A 19,724-nucleotide genomic window follows, 5' to 3' on the forward strand; every position below is an offset into this window, starting at 1 on the left:
CCGGACCACCGGCCAACCCGTGACCAGGTCCCTGATCGCCTACGACCACTGACCAGACTTCGGACTTACTCGTCTAGGCTGACCGCCGTGCAGTTCGGGGTGCTCGGGCCGCTCGCCGTGTCCACCGACGACGGCGAGCCGGTGGTGGTGCCCGGCGCGAAGGTGCGCGCGTTGTTGGCCGACCTGCTGGCCAACCGCAACCAGGTCGTCTCGGCGGACCGCCTCGTCGACGACCTGTGGGGTGAGGACTCCCCGGCCAACCCCCTGGGCGCCCTTCAGGTGCGGGTGTCCCAGTTACGCAAGGCGCTCAACGACGCCGAGCCGGGCGCCCGCGAGTTGGTCGAGTCCCGGCCCCCCGGCTACCTGCTGCGCACCGCCACCGTCGACGCCGACAGGTTCGCCGAGTTGGCCCGCAGCAACGACGCCGACCGGTTGACCGAGGCGCTCGGGCTGTGGCGCGGCGAGGCGTACGCCGATGTGGCCGACGCCGAGTTCGTCCGCGCCGAGGCGACCCGTCTCACCGAGCAGCGCCTCGCCGTGCACGAACGGCTGGCCGAGGCCCGACTGGCCCGTGGTGAACACGACCTGGTCGCGGCCGACCTCGCCGAGTTGGTCGCCCGGCATCCGCTGCGCGAGGGTCTGCGGGCCGTGCAGCTCCGCGCGCTGTACGCGGCCGGCCGCCAGTCCGAGGCGTTGGACAGCTACGCCGACCTGCGCGAGCGGCTCGCCGAGGAGTTGGGCCTCGACCCGGGACCGGAGCTGGTCGCCCTGCACCGCCGGATCCTCGACCAGGACGCCGGCCTGAGCGCACCGCCGAAGGCCGCGCTCATCCGCAACAGCCTGCCGGCCCAACTCGACGAACTGGTCGGCAGGGCCGAGGCGCTGGCCGAGCTGCGGGCGCTGCTGCCCCGGCAACGGCTCGTCACACTTGTCGGGCCGGGTGGGGTCGGCAAGACCCGACTGGCCACCGAGACCGCGCGCACCCAGTCCTTTCCGGACGGCGTCCAACTTGTGGAGCTGGCCCCGCTGTCGGCCGGCGAGCCGCGCGTCGCCGAGCAGGTGCTCGCGGTGCTGGGTGCCCACGAGGTCGCCGGCACGAGCCTGTCGGCCAGCGACCGCCTGGTCACGGCCCTGCGACACCGGCACCTGCTCCTCGTACTTGACAACTGCGAACACGTGATCGAGCCGGCCGCCGACCTGGTCGCCCGACTGCTGCGCGACGTGCCCGGGGTGAGCGTGCTGGCCACCAGCAGGGAGCCGCTCGGGTTGACCGGCGAGCTGCTCTGGGACGTACCCCCGCTGCCCGTGCCGGCCGACGGTGACCTGGACGCGGTCCGGCGCTCGGCGGCGGCCCGGTTGTTCGCCGCCCGCGCCGCCGCGCAACAGCGCGGCTTCCGGCTCGACGAGCAGACCGCGCCGGCGGTGGCGCAGCTCTGCCGCCGCCTCGACGGGTTGCCGCTGGCCCTGGAGTTGGCCGCGACCCGGGTCCGCGCCCTCGGTGTGCGGGGCGTGGTGGACCGGCTCGACGACCGTTTCCGGTTGCTCACCACCGCGCAACGGGACGTGCCGACCCGGCAGCGGACACTCACCGCGGTGATCGGCTGGAGCTGGGACCTCCTCGACCCGGCCGACCGGGAGGTGCTGGCCCGGTTGGCGGTGTTCCCCGACGGCTGCACCCCGGAGGCCGCCGAGCACGTCTGCCGCACCGACCTGGACACCCTCGCCCGGCTGGTGGACCGGTCGCTCGTGGTGCTCGACGACTCCGGCGCCGAGCCGCGCTACCGGCTGCTCGAATCGGTGGCCGCGTTCGGCCTGGGCCGGCTGACCGACGCCGACGAGGTACGCGCGCGACACGCCACCTACTTCACGGAGCTGGCCGAACGCGCCGACCCCGAGCTGCGCGGCGCCGACCAGCAGCGATGGCTGGCGCTGCTGGACGCGGAGACGGCGAACCTGCGGTCGGCGCTCGTCAACGGTGGCGGGCTGCGGTTGGCCGTCGCGTTGAGCTGGTACTGGTATCTGCGCGGCCGGCTCACCGAGGCGCGGCAGGCCCTGGCCGTGCCCGGTGACCCGGGACAGGAGACCCGCGCGGCGCCCTGGCGGGTCGGCTTCGCCCTGTCGCAGGGCGAGGCGGTCGCACCTGACGACGTACGCGCCGCGGTGGCTGTCGACCCGGACGGCCACGCCGCCTGGTTCGCGGCCAACTCCGTGATCGAGCACGGTGACCTGGCCCTGGCCGCGGAGCTGCTGCCCACGAACGTCGTCGACGCCTGGACCGAGGCGGCGGTGCTCACCTCCCGGGCTCACCTCGCGCACGCCAACGGTGACCAGGCCACCCTGGAGCGCACCGCGACCCGCAGCGCGGCGATCTTCGCCGACCTCGGCGACCGGTGGGGACGGCTTCGGGCGACCGAGTGGGTGGGTGGGCTCGCCGACATGCGCGGCGAGCACGAGCGCGCCGTCGCGCTGCACCGGGAGGGGCTGCGCTGGGCCGAGGAGTTGGCGCTCTGGCCGCAGGTCTGCGCGGAACTGTCCTGGTTGGCCTGGCTCGCCGTGCAGACCCGCGACTACTCCCAGGGCCGGGAACTCGCCGAACGCGCGTACGACCTGGCGGTGGAGCAGGGCTCTCCCGGTGCGCTGATCTTCGCGGAGATGAGCCTCGGGTTGGCCGCCCGCCGCGACGGCAAGCTCGACCTGGCCGTCACCCACCTCACCCGTCTCGCCGACCTGGGCCGGGGCGAGAGCCAACCCGCGCTCTATCTGCCGATGGTCCTGGTGGAGCTGGGCTACGCGGTCGAGCAGGGTGGCGACCCGGACGCGGCGTTGCCCCTGCACGTCGAGGCGTTCGAGGCCGCCGAGGCGATGGCGACGATGCGTGACGCGGTCGGCCCGCTGGAGGGAATGGCGTCGGCGGTGCGCTCCCCCGAGGTGGCCGCCCGACTGCTGGGCGCCGCGGCCGCCGCCCGACTCGCCACGCGGTCCCCCGCCGCGCCGGCCGAACGCGACGACACCGACCGGACGACCGCGCGACTGCGGGCCGAACTCGGGGCGGAACGGTTCGACGCGCTGCTCGCCGAGGGCGCGAAGCTGAGCCCGGGCGAGGCCCGGGCTCAGCTCTGACCGACGCTCAGGCGGTCGCTTTCGGCGCGTACGAGGCGACGATCACGCCGCTCTTGTGCACCCGGGTGTCGACCAGGTCGAACGAGGCCTTGAAATCGGTGAGCGCCGCCGTCACGTTGGCGCCACCCTGCAGCACGGGGTGGATCCAGAACCGGACCTCGTCCACCAGGCCCGCCTTGATCAGTTCGGCGGTGACCGAACCGAAGCCGTACTGGATGATGTTCTTGCCCTCCTGGGCCTTGAGCGCGGTGACCGCCTCGACCAGGTCGCCCTGGAGCACCTCGGTGTTCTTCCAGGTGGGGTCGGTCAGGGTGGTCGAGGCGACGTACTTCTTGACGTTGTTGAAGAACGCCGCGCCCGTGGTCGGGTCGCTCTCGTCCATGTTCGGCCAGGCGGCGGAGAAGCCGTCGTAGGTGGCCCGACCCATCAGCATCGCGTCGGCCTCGGCGGTCTGCGCCCCGGCGAGGCTGGCGGCCTCCTCGTCGAAGTACGGCATGGTCCACATCGGGTTCTCGATGACGCCGTCGAGGGTGAGGTAGGTCGAGTTGATGAGCTTGCGCATCGGAATCTCCTGGGTTTTCGTCGTGTTCTCCGGTGACACCCAGAACTCTGCCGGCCCCCACTTACGGTTCGCTTCAGACGCCCTTACCGTCGCCCGTGGCCGGGTCGGTCAGGGGGATGGGCAGCGCCTGCGCGGCCGCCGTGCCACCGCCCGTCGAGTGCGCCGGCGCGGGGAGGTCCCCGGTGCGGCTGTGCAACCGCCCGCGCCCGGCGGGCCCGGCCCGCCGGGTCACCTCGACGGTCACCATCCGCACCGGTGGCGGCGGCGCGGTGAACCGCCCGACACCCCACCGCACCCAGAGTGGGATGCGACCGGCGTCCGCCTCGGCACGCAGCTTCTGCACCGTACGGGCCCGGTCGGTGTGGTCGACCTCCACCACGACCGGCGGGCCGTCCGGGCGGGCACACGCCACGTCGAGGACCGAGTGCCGCTGCTCCATCGGCGGTGGCAACGGCAACACGCTCGGCGCCCGCCGGTAGACCCGCCAGCCCTGCGCCTCGGCCCACCGCACCACCGCGTCGATCACCCGGGCGGTGACCGCGTCGGTGTCCAGGTCGACGAAGGTCAGCTCGGCCAACCAGCGACCCAGGTCCGCGGCCAACGGCTCGCCCTGCGTCGTGACCTCCACCGGCGCAGGATAACGCCTCGGCCGACGGTGGCCACGGTCGCGGCGAGGTGCCAGGGTCAGCTCAGCCGACGGTGGCCGTGGTCGCGGCGAGGTGCCGGGTCAGCCAGGCGGTGGTGGCCGTACGGGCCGCCTCCTGGTTGGCCCGCGCCAGGAAGTCGTGCCCCTCGCCGGTGAGCACCAGGTGCCCGTGCGGCACGTCCCGGGCGGCGAGGGCCCGCGCCACCTGCGCCGACTCGCCGGCCGGCACGTTCGTGTCGTTCGCGCCGTGGATGAGCAGCACCGGTACGTCCAGCCGGTCGATATGGGTCAGCGGCGACAGGTCACGCAGCAGCTCCGCGTCCCGCTGCGGGTCGCCGTACTTGCTGACGGCGGCGGCGGCGATCCACGGCTCGGTGCCGGCGTAGAAGGTGTGGAAGTCGGAGATGCCGCACTCGGCGACCCCGGCGGCGAACAGCCCGGGGAAGTTCACGAGCACCGCGAGGACGAGGTAACCGCCGTAGGAACGGCCCAGACAGCCGAGCTGACCGGGCCGGGCGACACCGGCGTCGACGAGGTACTCGGCGCAGGCCGCGACGTCGGCGATCGCACCGTAGCGGCCGGCGAGGTTGTCGGCGGCGACGAAGGAGCGGCCGAACCCGGAAGACCCGCGGACGTTCGGCGCGAACACCGCGACACCCTGCGCCACGAGGGCCTGGAACAGCGGGTTGTAGCCGGGGCGTTCCTGCGCCTCCGGGCCGCCGTGCAGGCTGATCGCGGTCGGCCAGGGGCCCGGCCCGGCCGGGCGGTAGAGCCAGCCGGAGAGCGGCAACCCGTCCGGGGCGCGCAGGTCGACAAGTTGGGGCGCGACGCCGCCGGTCGTGGCGGTGGCCGTGGTGCCCGGTCGCAGCGGGCGCAGCCCGCCGGTCGGTGGGTCGACGAGCCAGACCTCCCGGGGCTGCACCGGCCCCTGCGCGGTCAGGCAGAGCAGGTCGCCACCGGCGGCGAAGACGGCGTCGTCGCACACCTCCCCGGGGGCGGTGACGGCCCGCTGCACGCCGTCGGTGAGGTCGAGCAGGCTCAGCTCGCTGCGCCCGCCGTAGGTGTTCCACAGCAGCGCGGCGCGACGCCCGTCCGCGCTCGGCGCCACCTGCTCCAATTCGGCGTCCGGTCGCCCGGCGAGCCGCGTCGGCGTCCGCTCCGGTCGGCTCAGGTCGACACGTACCAGCGCGGCCAACTCCGAGAACGCGTCCGTGCGGGCCAGCACCGTCGTGCCGTCCGGGCCGAACCAGCCCTGGTCGGTGCTGCCCCGACCGGTGTCCGGCAACAACCGCCGCCGGACGCCCGTCGCCACGTCGAGCAGCTCCAGCCACCGGGCGTTGCGGGGGCCCCGGCGCAGCAGCGCCGCGCCGGCGTCCGGGGTCACGTCCAGGAGCGTGAGCAGATCACCCTCGGCGAGGACCCGCCGGTGCCCGGTGCCCGCGTCGACCAGGACGGCCCGGCCCTGCTCGTCGGTCTCGGTGACCATCAGGACCGCGCCGTCGGGCAGCCAACCGGCCAGCGCGGCGCTGCGCCTGCCGAACCCGGCGACCTGCCGGCGTCGTGAGCCGTCCGGGCGCAGCACCCACAGCTCGGTGCGGGGCGCGCCACCGGGGGCGACGACGCAGGCCAGCCACCGCCCGTCCGGGGACCAGCTCAGCGCCAGCACCGGCTCGTCGCCGGTGGGCAGCGCGACGGCCTCGGCGGCGTCGACGTCGCGAACCCAGACGCGCGGGCTGCCGCCCTGGTCGGAGAGGTACGCCACCCGGCGGCCGTCCGGCGACGGCGCCGGACGGTAGTCCTCGCCCACGGGCACCGGCAGCGCCGGCCGAGGGCTGGCGGGTCGGGTCCGCAGGACGGTACGCGGCACCTCGGTCCGAACGATCATCTAAACCCCGATCCGCTGCAACCAGAGCTCCAGCAGCCCGAGCTGCCAGAGCGCGTTGGAGCCCAGCGTGGTCCGCCGGGCGTTTGGCGCGTCCAGCAACTCCTCCAGGTAGTCCTTGCGGAACAGGCCCCGCTCGCGCGCCGGCTGGGCGGTCAGCGCGTCCCGGACGTCGTCGAGCAGTGGGCCGGAGAGGTGCCGGATGGCGGGCACCGGGAAGTAGCCCTTCGGCCGGTCGATCACCTCGTCCGGGACGATGCCCCGGCTCGCCGCCTTGAGCACGCCCTTGCCACCCTGGGCCAGCTTCAGCGCGGGTGGGCAGGCGGCGGCCAGCTCGACCACCTCGTGGTCGAGGAACGGCACGCGGGCCTCCAACCCCCAGGCCATCGTCATGTTGTCGACCCGTTTGACCGGGTCGTCGACGAGCATCACCAGGCTGTCCTGGCGCAGCGCCGCGTCCAGCGCGGTGTCCGCGCCGGGCGCGCCGAAGTGGGCGGCGACGAACTCCAGGCTGGCGTCGTGGTCGAGCATCCACTCGGGCGCCAGGTGCCCGGCGAGCGCGTCGTGCCGACGGTCGAAGAACACCCGGGCGTACGCCTCGACGGCGTCCGCGCGGGCCACGTTCGCCATCGGCGGGTACCAGTCGTAGCCGGCCAGGATCTCGTCGGCGCCCTGCCCGGACTGCACCACCGTGATGCGCTGCGAGACCTCCTCGGAGAGCAGGTGGAACGCGACGCAGTCGTGGCTGACCATCGGCTCGCTCATGGCCGCGATGGCGTCGTGCACGGCGGGGACGAACCGGCTGGCGCCGATGCGGATCTGCTGGTGGTCGGTGTCGAAGTGGCGGGCCACCAGGTCGGAGTAGTGGAACTCGTCGCCGCTCTCCCCCGCCGCCGCCTCGAACCCGATGCTGAAGGTGGCCAGCCCGGTCTGGCCCTGCTCGGCCAGCAGCGCGACGATCAGGCTGGAGTCGAGCCCGCCGGAGAGCAGCACCCCGACCGGCACGTCGGCGACCATCCGTCGGCGTACGGCGGTGCGCAACGCCGCCATGAGTCGCTCCTGCCACTCCTCGGCGGACATCGGGTCGGCCGCGGCACGGTTGAACTCCGGCTGCCAGTAGAGCGTGTCGGTGCTCCGGCCGTCCGCGGTGATCACCCGTACGGTGGCCGGTGGGAGCTTGCGGACCCCGGCGAGGATCGTGCGCGGCGGGGGCACCACCGAGTGGAAGGTCATGTAGTGGTGCAGGGCCACCGGGTCGAGGTCGGTGTCCACGTCACCGGCGGCGAGCAGCGCCGGCAGGGTCGAGGCGAAGCGGACCCGGCCCGGCCCCTCGGCCAGGTAGAGCGGCTTGATGCCGAGCCGGTCACGGGCCAGCACGAGGGTGTGCGTGGCCAGCTCGACCAGGGCGAACGCGAACATCCCGAAGAACCGTTCGACGCAGGCCGTCCCCCACCTGTGGTACGCCTTGAGGATCACCTCGGTGTCGGAGGTCGACCGGAAGGAGTAGCCGAGGCCGATCAGCTCGTCGCGCAGCTCCCGGTAGTTGTAGATGCAGCCGTTGAAGACCATCGCCAGGCCCAGCTCGGGGTCGACCATCGGCTGGGCGCCGGCGTCGGAGAGGTCGATGATGCGCAACCGGCGGTGCACCAGGGCCACCGGGCCGTGCTGCCACCGCCCCTCACCGTCCGGGCCTCGGGCGTTCAGGGCGGGGAGCATCCGCTCGACGGCGGCCAGGTCCGATGGCGCCCCGTCGAGGCGTAACTCGCCTCCGATACCGCACATGGCACTCACCTCTCATCGGCTCGGATCCGCTCGGGCCGCTGACCGGTCCAGGTTTGGCGGGCCGGGTTGCGTACCGATGACGGAAAGGTCAACCGTGCGTTACACCGAATTCTGCTCGGTTCCACCGAGCAGCCAGGTGTCCTTCGACCCACCGCCTCGCGACGAGTTGACGATCATGCTGCCGGCGGGCGCCACCCGGGTCAGCGCCACCGGCGCGACCTCGGCCCGCTCGCCGAGGAACACGAAGGCCCGCAGGTCGACGTGGCGGGGGGCGAGAGCCGTGCCGTCGAAGACCGGGTGGGTGGTGAGCGAGACCATCTCCTGGGCGATCCACCGGTGCGGGGCGGCGAGGATCTGCTCCCGGACGGCGTCCAGCTCCTCCGCCTCGGCCCGCGGGCCGATCACCACGCGGTCGCCGCCGTACCCGTCGACGGGCTTGAGCACCAACTCGTCGAGCCGGTCCAGCACCTCGGCCCGCTGCTCGGGCAGCCCGCACAGGTACGTCGGCACATCCCCCAGCAGGGGCTTCTCACCCAGGTAGTACTCGATGAGTCGGGGCACGTACGCGTACAGCGCCTTGTCGTCGCCGACGCCGTTGCCCAGCGCGTTGGCGAGCGTGAGCCGCCCGGCGTGCACCGCGGCGAGCAACGGCCAGCCCAGCGGCACCCCGTCGGCGCCGGGCGCGTGCAACAGCGCCTCCTCGTCCATCCGCAGGTAGATCACGTCGACCCGGCTGCGGGTGCCGGCACGGACCAGCCAGACCCGCCCCTCCTCCACCAGCAGGTCGCTGGTCTCGGTCAGCGGCACCGCCATCTCGTCGGCGAGCAACCGGTGCTCGAACCACGCCGGGTCACCCGGGCCGCTGCTGAGCACCACCACGGCGGGATCGTCGGCGGCGGCGGGCGCGGCGGCGATCAGCGCCCGGTACAGCATCGCCGGCGTCTCGTCGGCGGGCAGCAGGTCGTCGGGCACCGGCAGCTCCGGGAGCACCGCCTGGGTCAGCCGGCGGTTCTGCACCGCGTAGCCGATCCCGGAGGGCACCCGCAGGTTGTCCTCCAGGACGTACCAGCCGCCGTCCGGGTCGCGGACGAGGTCGGTCCCGGACACCTGGGCGCGGGTGCCGCGCCGGCCCATCAGCGCGCCGGTCGGGCGCAGCCCGGGTGAGGACTCCACCACCCACGCCGGCACCACACCGTCGGCCACCACCGCCCGGTCGCCGTAGACGTCCCGCAGGAACGCGTCCAGGGCGTGGGCGCGCTGCACCAGGCCGGTGCGCAGGGTCCGCCAGTCGGCCGCCGGCACCACGCGGGGCACCAGGTCGACAGGGAAGAGCCGGGTGCTCGCCTCACCGGCCACGCTGAACGTCACGCCCCGCGCGCGCTGCTCCTCGTCCCGGTCGTGCTCGCGTTGCCGGAGGGCGCCGGCACCGAGGTGGCGCAGGGTCGCCAGGATCGGGACGTACGCCGGCTCCGGTCCGGCCGGTCCGAAGACCTCGTCGCCGGCATCGGCGTACGTGGGCAACTCCGGCGGTGTGTGCGCACCCGGCAGCGCCTCGCGGACCCGACCCCGGGTCTCGTCGAGGAGCAGGTCCACGACGTCGGCCAGCCGGCCACGACGCTCGTACGCCCGACGCTGCCGCGCGGCGGAGCTGCCGCGCTCCAGGGCGTGCCGGGTCAGCTCCCGGACCTGCTCCCAGTCACCTGTCGCCTCCAACTGGGGGCGCAGGTCGGTCACCAGGCGGCGGACCGCCTCGGCGGCCGGTACCGGCCGGGCCGAGCGGGGCAGGTCGAGCAGGTCGCCCTCCAGCCCGGAGCGGGCCGCCCGCCACACGGCGGCGCGCAGCACCGGGGGCCGCACGGCGGTGCGCTCCACCCCGGCGCGCAGGGCGGCGACCTCCCGCCGGACCAACCCCCGGAACAGCCCGGTGAGCAGGACGATGGTCTCCACGTCGGCGTTGGCGTCGGTGATCCGCAGTTCCACTGTGGGCACGTGCGCCGACGGCCGGACATCGAAGTAGATCATGGCAGGGTCGGTGATCGTGCCGGACGAGATCAGCTCGGCCACCAGCGCCTCATGATCTGCCGCGCTGGTCACCTCGCCCGGGTCGCCGGCCGTGGGCCAGCGCTGCCAGACCAGCGACCGGACGCTCGCGTAGCCGCTGTCCTGACCCATCCAGTACGGCGAGCTCGTCGACAGGGCGAGCAGCACCGGCAGCCACGGCTGCACCCGACGGGTGACCGCGACGGCCAGGTCCCGGTCGGACACCCCGACGTGCACCTGCGCACCGCAGATGAGCTGCTCCCGCGCGAGCAGTTGGTACTCGTCGAGCATCCGTCGGTAACGGGAGGTGGGAGTGACGCTCGGGTCGCCGTCGGCGCGCAACGGCACCGTGCCGGCCGCCACGATGCCCAGCCCGGCCCGGTCGGCGACCTGGACGGCAAGCTGGCGCAGCCGGGTCAGCTCGGCGCGGATCTCGTCAAGGGTGCGGCAGACCGCGGTGTTGGTCTCCACCACGCTGCGGTGCAACTCCGCGGTGAACGAGTCGGCCGGCAGCCGGTCGAGCAACTCCCCCGCCCGGGGCACCAGCTCCCGGGTGTGCAGGTCGACGACGTGGAACTCCTCCTCCACACCGATCGTGGCGAGATCCGCCGGGTCGCCGTCGTCGATTGTCGCGGCCGGGTTGGCGCGCGGCGTGGGCACTGCCCGGCCGTTGCCGTTGCCGGACCGGCTGATCGGCCCGTCGAACGTCGGCGCGTTCGTGGTGTTGTCGGCCATGGTCACCCCGGTTCACGTGTCGGTGGTCGTGGCTGTCCGACGAGCGTTCCCAGGTTTGGTACCGGGCGTGTTTCCGGTGCGTTAAGGTGGCGGACCGTTCTCCCCAGGGCCGCGACTCACCGGGTTGTCGGCCCACGGCGCTACTGTCCCTGCCGTGACCGAGCTGATGACCACCACCCGGCTGATCGCGACGGCGTTACGGGGCACGGCGCTTGCGGGCCATCCGGTCGAGGAGGGCCTGGGAGACACCATTCTCATCGGCGACGTCGACCCGACGCGGTTGCGGGAGGCCTGGCAGGCTGCCCACTCGGTGCTACCGGTCACCGGGCGATGGCCGGTGTTCACCCTGCCCGGCGACCTGGACCACGAGCCCGAAGCCGCCGAGATCGACGAGCTGGACCGGGCGTCGCGCACCGTCGATCCGTGGTCGGTCTATCGGCGGTACGTCGACGACGAGCCGTTGGACCGGAAGCGCGTCGAGTACAGCGTGCGGGCAGCGCCGGGTGACGAATTCGTGGCAACGGCCCTCGATCAGCTCGGGGACGTGATCACCGCGGCGGCGCTGGACCGGTGGACCTACGACGCCCTGCTGGCGGACCCGTCCCTCGCCGCGCGTGCCGCTCGCTACCACGAGAATCTGGCGGGAGTGGGGAGCTGGCACACCTGGGATCGGGTGCAGCTGGTGCTGCTACCCACGGCGTCGCAGTGGCTGGCGCCGGCCTGGGTCGGCTACCACGGGGCGGGCAGCGACGACCGGAACGCGGCCTGGGCGGCGGCGATGCGCGAGTGGGACCAGCGTTGGGGGGCCGGGCTCGTGGCAGCGTGGGGGACGATGCTGCAGTTCGTCGTCGACCGTCCACCGAGGCCCGGCCAACAGGCGTGGGAGCTGGCCGGACAGCTCCTGGCCGTCGGCGGCAGCCTGCAGTACGAGCAGTGGCAGATGGCTCTTGCCGTGGCCGGCAGTGACGCGTGGTTCCTGCACGACCGCCCGTGACGGGTCGTCCGAGTGGCGTCGTCCCTGCGTGCTCGGCACCGGATCGGCGATGTCGGGGTGTCCCGTTGACCCGGACACCCCGACATCACTGATCTTGAGGTGCGCAAGGCCGAGGATCGGCCGGGGATCACCTCATGTTGGCCACCACGAACGGCGCGTGGCCGTGCAGGTAGTTGCTCCACCCGCCGGTCACCGGCGCGCCGGGGCTGAGCAGGTTCGTGGTGTCGGTGCCGACGTCGAGCTTCCACGCCGTCCAGGAGATGCCGTTCGCCCTCATCCAGTCGATCCAGGACTGCGCCTCCGGCAGGCAGGACCGGCCGTCGAGGCCGCCGTCGGCGTTGCTGGCGCCCCACTCGGTGACGAAGAGCGCGAGTCCGGCACGGATCGCGGCGTCAGCCTTGGCCCGCAGCGACGCGCCGTGGGTGCACGAGTAGAAGTGCAGGGTGTACATGAGGTTGGTGCCGGTCACCGGGCTGGCCGCCGCCACGTCCACGTCCTGCGACCAGGTCGGGGCGCCGAGCACGACGATGTTGTCCGGGTCGACGGCACGGATCGCGGAGACCACCGCCTGGTGGTACGGCTTGATGACGCTTGTCCAGCTCACCTGCAACGGCTCGTTGTACGGCTCCCAGATGACGTTGGGCAGGTGGCCGTAGCGGCGGGCCAGGTCACCGAAGAACGCCACCGCCTGGGACCTGTTGTTCTGCGCCTCGTGCGCGTGCCAGTCGACGACCACGTACACCCCGGCGGTGACCGCGTTGTTGATGATGGTCTCCACCTGCGCCCGCGCCCTGTTCGGGTCACTCAGGTACGCCCCGGCCGGCTCCACGCCCATGGCCGCGCGGATCACCTGGAGGTTCCAGTTGTCCCGCATCCAGGTGAGCGCGGAGAGGTTCTCGGCGTACGGGGCGGTCTCCCAGTTGAGCCACATGCTGCTGATGCCGCGCAACTGCACCCGCGCGCCGGACCTGTCGCACATCGTCGTGCCGCAGACCCGGAGTTGCCCGTGCCGCTCGACGGGCGTGCCGGTGGTCGGTGGCGGGGTGGTCGGGGGCGGGGTGGTCGGCGGTGGGGTCGTGGGGGGCGGGGTGGTCGGCGGTGGGGTCGTGGGGGGCGGGGTGGTCGGCGGAGGTGTCGTCGGCGGTGTGCCGCCGGTGCAGGACACGCTGTCGCCGTTGACCGTGCAGTTCACCGGGGTGCCCGACCCGTTGACGAGGAAACCGAACGAGGTCGACGCGCCGGCGCCGAGCGTCCCGTTCCACGACACGTTGCTGAAGGCATGGTGGCTGCCGGAGGTCGTCTGCTGCGCGTTCCACGACTGGCTGATGCTCGTGCCGGCCGGCAGGTCGAACTCGACGCGCCAACCGCTGATCTGGGTGGAGGTGTTGTTGGTGACGGTGACCTGCCCCTGGTAGCCACTGCCCCAGGTGTTGGTCACGGAGAACACGGCGGTCGCCGCGCTGGCCGGTGTGGCGAGCGTCGCCACCGCACCGGCGAGCAGGCCGGCGACGGCCAGAGTCGTGACAAGTCTCAGTGCGCGCATGCTGAACCCGCTTCGGTCGATCGACGGTGATGGCCTGGGGCGGGGCGGCGCCTGCGGCAGACGATATCGATCATCCGCTATGCATTTCAAGGTCGGCCCGCCGATTTTCCCGCTGACCGGGCGTCGGCCGCGCTGACCGGGCGTCGGCCGTGGGCGACCGCTCGTCGGACTCAGTGCGGCCCGATGGTCACCACCCGCGCCCACTCCGGTGGGGTGTCCGGAGCGCGGTCCACGTCCTCGCTCCACGACGCCCGGCTGCGGGAAAAGAGGCCCACCACCGTCCGCGCCACCGGACGGGCGCTCGGCCAGGGCGTCTGCCCGTCGGTGAGCGCCACGATGACGTCCGGCCGCACCCGCTGCGCACGGGCGAAGCCGGCCCGCAGATCCGTGCCTCCACCGCCGATCAGCGGGATCTCCTCCGCACGACACAGCGTATGCACGACTCGTGCTGCCGCATCGCACGGCAACACGCTGACCAGATCACGTCGACCGCCCAGTGCCCGGGATATCGCCGCCACCTCGAGCAGCGCGCTGCCCAGCTCGGCGTCGCTGACCGACCCGGACGTGTCGACGATGACGCAGACCGTCGGAGGTCGACGGCGCAGGCTGGGCAGAATCACCCCTGGCACGCCCTGGGATCGCCGGGACGGCCGGCCGTAGGTGTGGTCCGTGCCGGTCCCGGCCGCCACCGCCGCCGAGCGGACCGCCGCCCCCAGCAGGTCACGCCACGGCTGCGGTGGGTGGAATGCCTGCTCCGCCCACCGTCGCCACCCCTGGGGCACGGATCCCGGGTGGCCGGTGATGCCCTCCGCCACCCGGAACCGGACCGCGTCGCGTTCCTGCTCGCCGAGGCCGTCCGCGCCGTCCGGTCCCAGGTCCCACCCCCGCTCCAACCCGTCCGCGCCACTGCCGCAGTCCAACCAGACCAAACCCTGGGTACGCGGACCCAGCCCGAACTGACGCAGGTAGTCCTCCATCAGCTCCCCGGGGGCGAGCCCCAACGACGCCGGCTCGACGGCGCCCTCGGGCATCGTCAGCCCGTCCCCGAAGACGTCGTCGTTGATCTCGCAGTCCGCGGCGATGTTCATGCGCAGCCGCTCCCCCGGACCGTTCAGCCCCCGATCCCGGGCGACCCGGTCACCGCGGCCATGGTGGTCGCGCAGCAGATGCGACACCTCGTGCACCCACACCCCGGCGAGTTCCTCCAGCGGGGTGCGGTCCACGAACGTCGGCGAGACGTAGCAGCGCCAGTACCGGTCCACCGCCATCGTCGGCACCTGCCTCGACTCCACCGGGTGCAGGGCGAACAACGCGGTCGCCAGGTAGGGGCGCACCTTGGCGGCGTACAGGCGGGCGGCGTACAGCTTGTCGACGTCCCACGTCGTCGAGGCCCCCGCGTTCATCGTCGAGCCCCGGCGGCGGCCGCGATCCGGGTCGCCGCCTCGTCGGCTCGCCGGGACAGCGACACCACCCCGGCGAGGCCTTCGATCATGGCGGGCACGTCCCAGTCCTCGCGGCGCAGGCTGGCGAGAGTGGTCGCGGGGACCACCACCAGATCCGGAGCGCCCGTCTCCACGGCCCGCGCCAACAGCACCCACGCGGCGTCCCACCGGGACTGCTCCGGGCGGTTGCGGACCGCCGCCACCACGGCGTCCAACACGGCCTGCCGCAGGTCACCCCGGTCGGGCAGCGCCGCCGCAGCCGGGTCAGCCAGCAGGTCTTCGGGGTCGGGCAGGTCCATCCGATCCATGCTGGCCAGCAGCTCCAGCCCGGGGCCGTCGCCGACCGTGCCCCGGACCAGCAGCGACAGCACCTCACGGGAGACACCCGCCGCCGTCGCGAAGGCGGTCAGGCGCAGCGCCATCTCCCAGCTCCGGGGCGACGGCCACGGCCCACCACGGGCGGCGTCGGTGGTGGGCAGCCGGTGCACGAGATCCGGACGGACGGACAGCAGACCACACACCGCCCGGCGGGCGAAGGCGACGGCCTCCGGCAGCAGGTCCGGGTCGAGCCGGGGCAGCGCCGCACGCGGCCAGGTGCCGCCAAGTCCGCGTACGACGACCTCGTGGTCGTGTATCCACTGGAGGTGGACGAAGCGGTTGGCCAGGGGCGGAGTCAGCTCCCATCCATCGGCAGCCGACGATCGTGGATTGGCCGCGGCGACGATCCGTACGCCGGGTGGCAGCCGCAGGGCGCCGACGCGGCGCTCCAGGACGAGGCGCAGCAGGGCGGCCTGGACGGCGGGTGGCGCGGTGGACAACTCGTCGAGGAACAGCAGGCCGCGACCCGCCCGGACCAGGCGGACCGCCCAGTCCGGCGGGGCCATCGGGACACCCTGGGTGGCCGGATCGTCGCCGACGATCGGCAGTCCGGAGAAGTCGGACGGTTCGTGGACGCTGGCGACGACAGTCGTCAGTGGCAGGTCCAGGGTTGCGGCCAGGTGGGTCAGGGCCGCCGTCTTGCCGATGCCGGGCGCCCCCCAGAGGAGGACGGGCAGGTCGGCCGCCACGGTCAGGGTCAGGGCCGACAGCTGGGTGTCGGTGCGGGGTTCGGTGGTGGTCGCGCCGAGCAGGGCGAGCAGGTCGTCGGCGACATCGAGCTGAGGACTGGACGTGGGCATGGTCATCACCTTTGGGGTTCGCGTGGGGTGCGGTGGGAGCCGCACCGGGGAGAGGGGTGCTCGGTCAGCCGCTTGTCGCGTGCCGCGTGCGTTGGCGGCGGCCGCCCGAGCGGCGGGGTTTCTCGGCGGTGGGGCCACGCCCCGCCTCGATCAGTCCGGCCCGGAACAGGCCGTGGGTGAGCCGCCGCTCCACGGCGGCCTCGAGTTCGTCGCGCAGGGCACCGTCGCGCAGCAGCGCCTGGGGGCCGAGCAGGGCCTCGACGGTGGCCAGCGCGGCGGCGGTGTCGCCGTGGTCGAGCCGCGCCCGCACGTCGGGTAGGCACTCCGGTTGTCGGTGCGCCTCGTCGATGGCCCGCAGGCAGGGCAGCGGGGTCCCGGTGAGCGCGGCCAGCAGTTCCTCTCGCCGGATCTCGGCCGGGCCGTGGTCCAGCGCGGTGAGCACCCCGTCGACCAGGCCGACGCGATGCAGGCCGCCTCGGCAGGGCACCAGCCGTGGTGCCGAGGCCGGATCCGACGCCGCCGGGCGGGTGGGCGCCTGACCTTCGGGCACCAGCGCCGCCGCGACCAGGGGATGCAGTCCGGCGGGCTCGATCAGGCCTGCGCGCAGCAGCGCCAGATCGGGAAGTACCCAGGTCGCCGCGTCGGGCAGCACCGGCGGACGCGTCCCGCCCGCCGGCGGGCCGACCCGCGCCCCGACCGACCGGCTGCCGTCCCCGCCCGAGGTCACCCCCGCTCGATCGCCGACCCGCAGGACCAGCCGGCGTCCGGTGCCGAGCCGCACCGCGACGGCCCCGCTGGTCCGACCCTCGGCCCCGAGCAGGAGCGCCGCCTCGGCCGGCCACCTGTCGGTCGCGTACCGGTCCCGGTGCGCGCCAACAGTCGTCCCCAGCTCGTCGGGTGGAGCGGGGGCGCCGGCCCGGCCGGCACCTGATCGCGCCCGCAACTCTCCGGTCCGGCGCGCGTCGAACAGGTGGCGGTGCAGGTCGAGGCGGAAGCGCTGGTCGGGGTGGGGATGCGGGCCGGACCCGCGACGGGACTCGTCCCATAGCCCGAGGCTGATCCGTTGCCCGGCGTCGGCCCAGGCCGGTGGAGTGCGGGCCACCAGGTGCACCGCGCCGGCGGTGGGCTGCTCCGGGTCGTACCGGATCAGCGAGATGGTCAGGCCCGGACGTAGCAGACCATCGGGGGCGACCCTTGGCAGGTGCCAGCGCAGCAGGTCAGGGGCCAGGTGACGGAGGTCGGCCCGCAGCCGTGCCGCCAGGTCTCGACCGTGGCGGTGGGCGACCGCGCGCAGGCTGATGTCGGCATCGACGCGCGCGGCGGCACATGCCCCGCCCCAGTCACCGACCTGACGGCGAGCACTCGCTAGCTCGATCATGGACGGCGGCACGGCGAACTCGCGCACGCGCCGCCAGAAGGACAGTCGAGGATCCGCATCCGCGGCCCGGGAATGCATCAGCACTCACCGTTCGCGGAATGGACCCCCAATCTGGAATGAGAGGAAGTGATCATCGCGGCGGAGCATACCGCCCGGTGCCCCGTTCCCGCCAGAGCCGACGGTGGCGCGGAGAGCAGCGGACCCGGCGTCAGGTCGAGCGGGGACCGACCCGACCGGGCCGGTCCCCGAGGCGCTCAGGCCGTGGGGCGTACCCGGTAGGCCAGGTGGGTGACGCCATTGCCCTCGACGACGCGCAGGGGGCCGTCGAGCTGAAGTGGCGCGATCCGCAGGTCGGCGAAGAGGGGGACCCCACCGCCGAGCACCACCGGGACGAGATCGACGTGCACCTCGTCGAGCAGGCCGGCCTCGACGACCTGGGCCGCGATGGTGCCACCGTTGACGCCGACCTCCTTGTCACCGGCGAGCGCCTTCGCCCGGTCGATGGCGCTGGCGATGCCGTCGGTGACGAACACGAAGGACTCGTTCTCCGGCTCCCAGCCCTCCGGCACGCTGTGCGTGACGACCACGACGGGCACGTCCATGGGGTGCCGGCCGCCCCACCCCTTCGTCATGTCGAACAGTCGCCGGCCGACGACCAGCACGCCGGTCCGCTCGTTGAGGTCCCGCAGGTGCTGGGCGCTCGCCGCGGACGTCCGGAGCGTCATCTCGGGGTTGGCCGTCGGCGTCTCGACGTCGCCGTTGCTGTACCACTGGAAGAGGTACTCGAAGCCACCGTGGGACGCGTTCGCGATGTAGCCGTCCAACGACATCGTCGCGCCGGTCGTCACCTTCGTCATCGATCCGCTCCTTGGTCCGGGCCAGGTCGGCCTTCAGGTGGGACCGGGTTCTCCCCGGCCCTCACCCAGTGGTCGAAGCCGGCGCCGCCGCTCTCGACACGTTCCCCTGATTCTTTTTCGACCTCGCTCCGACCGGAACCCGCCGCCCGACCGGCGATCGGGTTCAGCGGATCCGGGCGGCGACGGCGGCAGCGGCGACGCTCGCCCCGGCGTCGTTGAGGTGCAGGTGGTCACCGTGGTCGTACGCGGGCCGCAGGGCGTCGGTGTCGGCCGGGTCGGCGAGGATCCGGTCGAGGTCGACGACGGCGTCGTACGCGCCGCTGGTGCGGATCCACGTGTTCACCTCGTCGCGGACCGCCTCGTTGCCCGGGGTGTCGTAGCCGGCCGCGTTCTTGATCGGCGGCACCGTGGCGCCGATGACGGTGATCCGGTGGGCGTGGGCGGCCCGGATCAGCGCCCGGTGACCGTCGATGAGCTGCGCGGCGGTCACCACGGGCGAGGCGCCGCAGCCGAAGTCGGGAAAGCCGCCGCCACCGATGTCGTTGATGCCGATCAGGACGACGGCCGACCGCACGCCCGGCTGCCCGAGCACGTCGTGGCGGAGCCGGGTGACGCCCCGCTCACCGAAGCACGGCGAGTCGGCGAGCAGCTTGTTGCCGCCGATCCCGGCGTTTGCCACGGCAAGCGGGCGGCCGGCGGCGACCAGGCGCTCGGCCAACTGGTCCGGGTAACGGTTGTCGGTGCCCGGGGTGGAGCCGTAGCCGTCGGTCAGCGAGTCACCGAACGTCACGACCGTGCCCCGGGTACGGGGCGACCCGGCGACGTCCACCCCGGCCAGGTGGTACCACGACTGGCTGGTCTCGCCGGAGAACGCGGCGGCCCGGTGGTCGAAGCGGTGATCACCGGTCGCGCGGTAGGTGCTGGTGAGTCCGTCCTGGTGGTAGGTGGCCGGGCCGGTCGCGCCGGCGAAGTACAGCGTCACGGTCACCGCCTCCAGCGCCCGTACCGGCAGGAGCACCGGGTCGGAGGTGGTCTCGGCGCCGACCGGCACGGTGGTCGTGCGCTGCCTGTCGAACGTGACCGGGAGCAGGGTGCCGGGCCGCACCGCCGCGCCGGCGTCCGGACGTCCCACGGTGGCGCCGGTCAGCCGCAGTGGTTGGCTGCCGTACCTGTTGGACACCCGGATCCGGAGCAGGGAACCGGCCGCGCTGACCCGGACCACCTGCCGAACCGACTCGTTGGCGAAGCCGGGCACGGACCAGTTCGCGCCGAACCAGTCGTTACCCGGCACGGGGTGGTGGTGGGTGACCGACCAGGCCGCCGACCAGGTGGCCGGGTGGTCGCGGCCGGTGTTCGCGGCGTTCGCCGGGGCGGCCGACGCGAGCAGGAGCAGGGCGGTGAGTACGGGGAGGAGGCGACCTGTCGACATCGGAGTGTCCCTTCACGCTGGGTGAACGACCGCTCGCCGCGGCCGATGTGCTTCACCCTGCGCCGGCCGCCTTACCGTCCGCTTACGGTGGCCTACCGAGCCGCCACGGCCTGCCGAGCCGCCCCGGCACGTCGGG

General features: G+C 73.5%; 13 protein-coding genes. 2 read left to right on the plus strand and 11 right to left on the minus strand.

Going from position 1 to position 19,724, the window contains the following annotated elements; genetic code table 11:
- The first annotated feature begins 87 nt into the window (after positions 1-87).
- On the plus strand, positions 88-3,120 hold the full coding sequence (locus tag ACPXBU_RS30025) for a BTAD domain-containing putative transcriptional regulator (protein WP_425760764.1): 3,033 nt from the start codon (positions 88-90) through the stop codon (positions 3,118-3,120).
- 7 nt (positions 3,121-3,127) lie between these two features.
- On the opposite strand, the gene ACPXBU_RS30030 is transcribed toward ACPXBU_RS30025, so the two are convergent.
- From ACPXBU_RS30030 to ACPXBU_RS30050, 5 genes are all read right to left on the minus strand, one after another.
- Positions 3,128-3,682, minus strand: a complete 555-nt coding sequence (locus ACPXBU_RS30030) for a dihydrofolate reductase family protein (protein ID WP_425760765.1) — start codon at positions 3,680-3,682, stop codon at positions 3,128-3,130.
- A 73-nt stretch (positions 3,683-3,755) separates the two neighbouring features.
- A complete protein-coding gene (locus ACPXBU_RS30035; protein ID WP_425760766.1) occupies positions 3,756-4,310 on the minus strand; it encodes a hypothetical protein in 555 nt (184 codons plus the stop codon).
- Between the two features lie 61 nt (positions 4,311-4,371).
- The gene (locus ACPXBU_RS30040; RefSeq protein ID WP_425760767.1) at positions 4,372-6,213 is read right to left on the minus strand and encodes a S9 family peptidase; all 1,842 of its coding nucleotides are present in this window, start codon (positions 6,211-6,213) and stop codon (positions 4,372-4,374) included.
- On the minus strand, positions 6,214-7,992 hold the full coding sequence (locus tag ACPXBU_RS30045; RefSeq protein WP_393371392.1) for an N-acetylglutaminylglutamine amidotransferase: 1,779 nt from the start codon (positions 7,990-7,992) through the stop codon (positions 6,214-6,216).
- 99 nt (positions 7,993-8,091) lie between these two features.
- Complete coding sequence (locus ACPXBU_RS30050; RefSeq protein ID WP_425760768.1) at positions 8,092-10,767, minus strand: glutamate--cysteine ligase; 2,676 nt, start codon at positions 10,765-10,767, stop codon at positions 8,092-8,094.
- Positions 10,768-10,921: 154 nt separating this feature from the next.
- Between ACPXBU_RS30050 and ACPXBU_RS30055 the strand changes: the two genes are divergently transcribed.
- Positions 10,922-11,761, plus strand: coding sequence for a DUF4253 domain-containing protein (locus ACPXBU_RS30055; RefSeq protein WP_425760769.1), 840 nt, complete (start codon positions 10,922-10,924; stop codon positions 11,759-11,761).
- Positions 11,762-11,888: 127 nt separating this feature from the next.
- Here the strand turns inward: ACPXBU_RS30055 and ACPXBU_RS30060 are convergent, their stop codons facing one another.
- From ACPXBU_RS30060 to ACPXBU_RS30085, 6 genes are all read right to left on the minus strand, one after another.
- Positions 11,889-13,304, minus strand: coding sequence for a cellulase family glycosylhydrolase (locus tag ACPXBU_RS30060; RefSeq protein WP_425760770.1), 1,416 nt, complete (start codon positions 13,302-13,304; stop codon positions 11,889-11,891).
- A gap of 170 nt (positions 13,305-13,474) precedes the next feature.
- The gene (locus ACPXBU_RS30065; protein WP_425760771.1) at positions 13,475-14,707 is read right to left on the minus strand and encodes a DUF2201 family putative metallopeptidase; all 1,233 of its coding nucleotides are present in this window, start codon (positions 14,705-14,707) and stop codon (positions 13,475-13,477) included.
- Positions 14,704-15,930 carry an AAA family ATPase gene (locus ACPXBU_RS30070; protein ID WP_425760772.1) on the minus strand — a complete coding sequence of 409 codons (1,227 nt, stop codon included), beginning with the start codon at positions 15,928-15,930 and terminating at the stop codon, positions 14,704-14,706. The genes ACPXBU_RS30065 and ACPXBU_RS30070 overlap by 4 nt, the downstream gene beginning before the upstream one ends.
- Positions 15,931-15,988: 58 nt before the next feature.
- On the minus strand, positions 15,989-17,380 hold the full coding sequence (locus tag ACPXBU_RS30075; RefSeq protein ID WP_425760773.1) for a hypothetical protein: 1,392 nt from the start codon (positions 17,378-17,380) through the stop codon (positions 15,989-15,991).
- Between the two features lie 176 nt (positions 17,381-17,556).
- Positions 17,557-18,159 (minus strand): dihydrofolate reductase family protein, encoded by a 603-nt coding sequence (locus ACPXBU_RS30080; protein ID WP_425760774.1) that lies wholly within the window; start codon positions 18,157-18,159, stop codon positions 17,557-17,559.
- Positions 18,160-18,322: 163 nt separating this feature from the next.
- Positions 18,323-19,588, minus strand: a complete 1,266-nt coding sequence (locus ACPXBU_RS30085) for a GDSL-type esterase/lipase family protein (RefSeq protein ID WP_425760775.1) — start codon at positions 19,586-19,588, stop codon at positions 18,323-18,325.
- Between the last annotated feature and the right edge of the window lie 136 nt (positions 19,589-19,724).

It is taken from the genome of Micromonospora sp. DT231 (assembly GCF_049847025.1).
Classification (GTDB): domain Bacteria; phylum Actinomycetota; class Actinomycetes; order Mycobacteriales; family Micromonosporaceae; genus Micromonospora.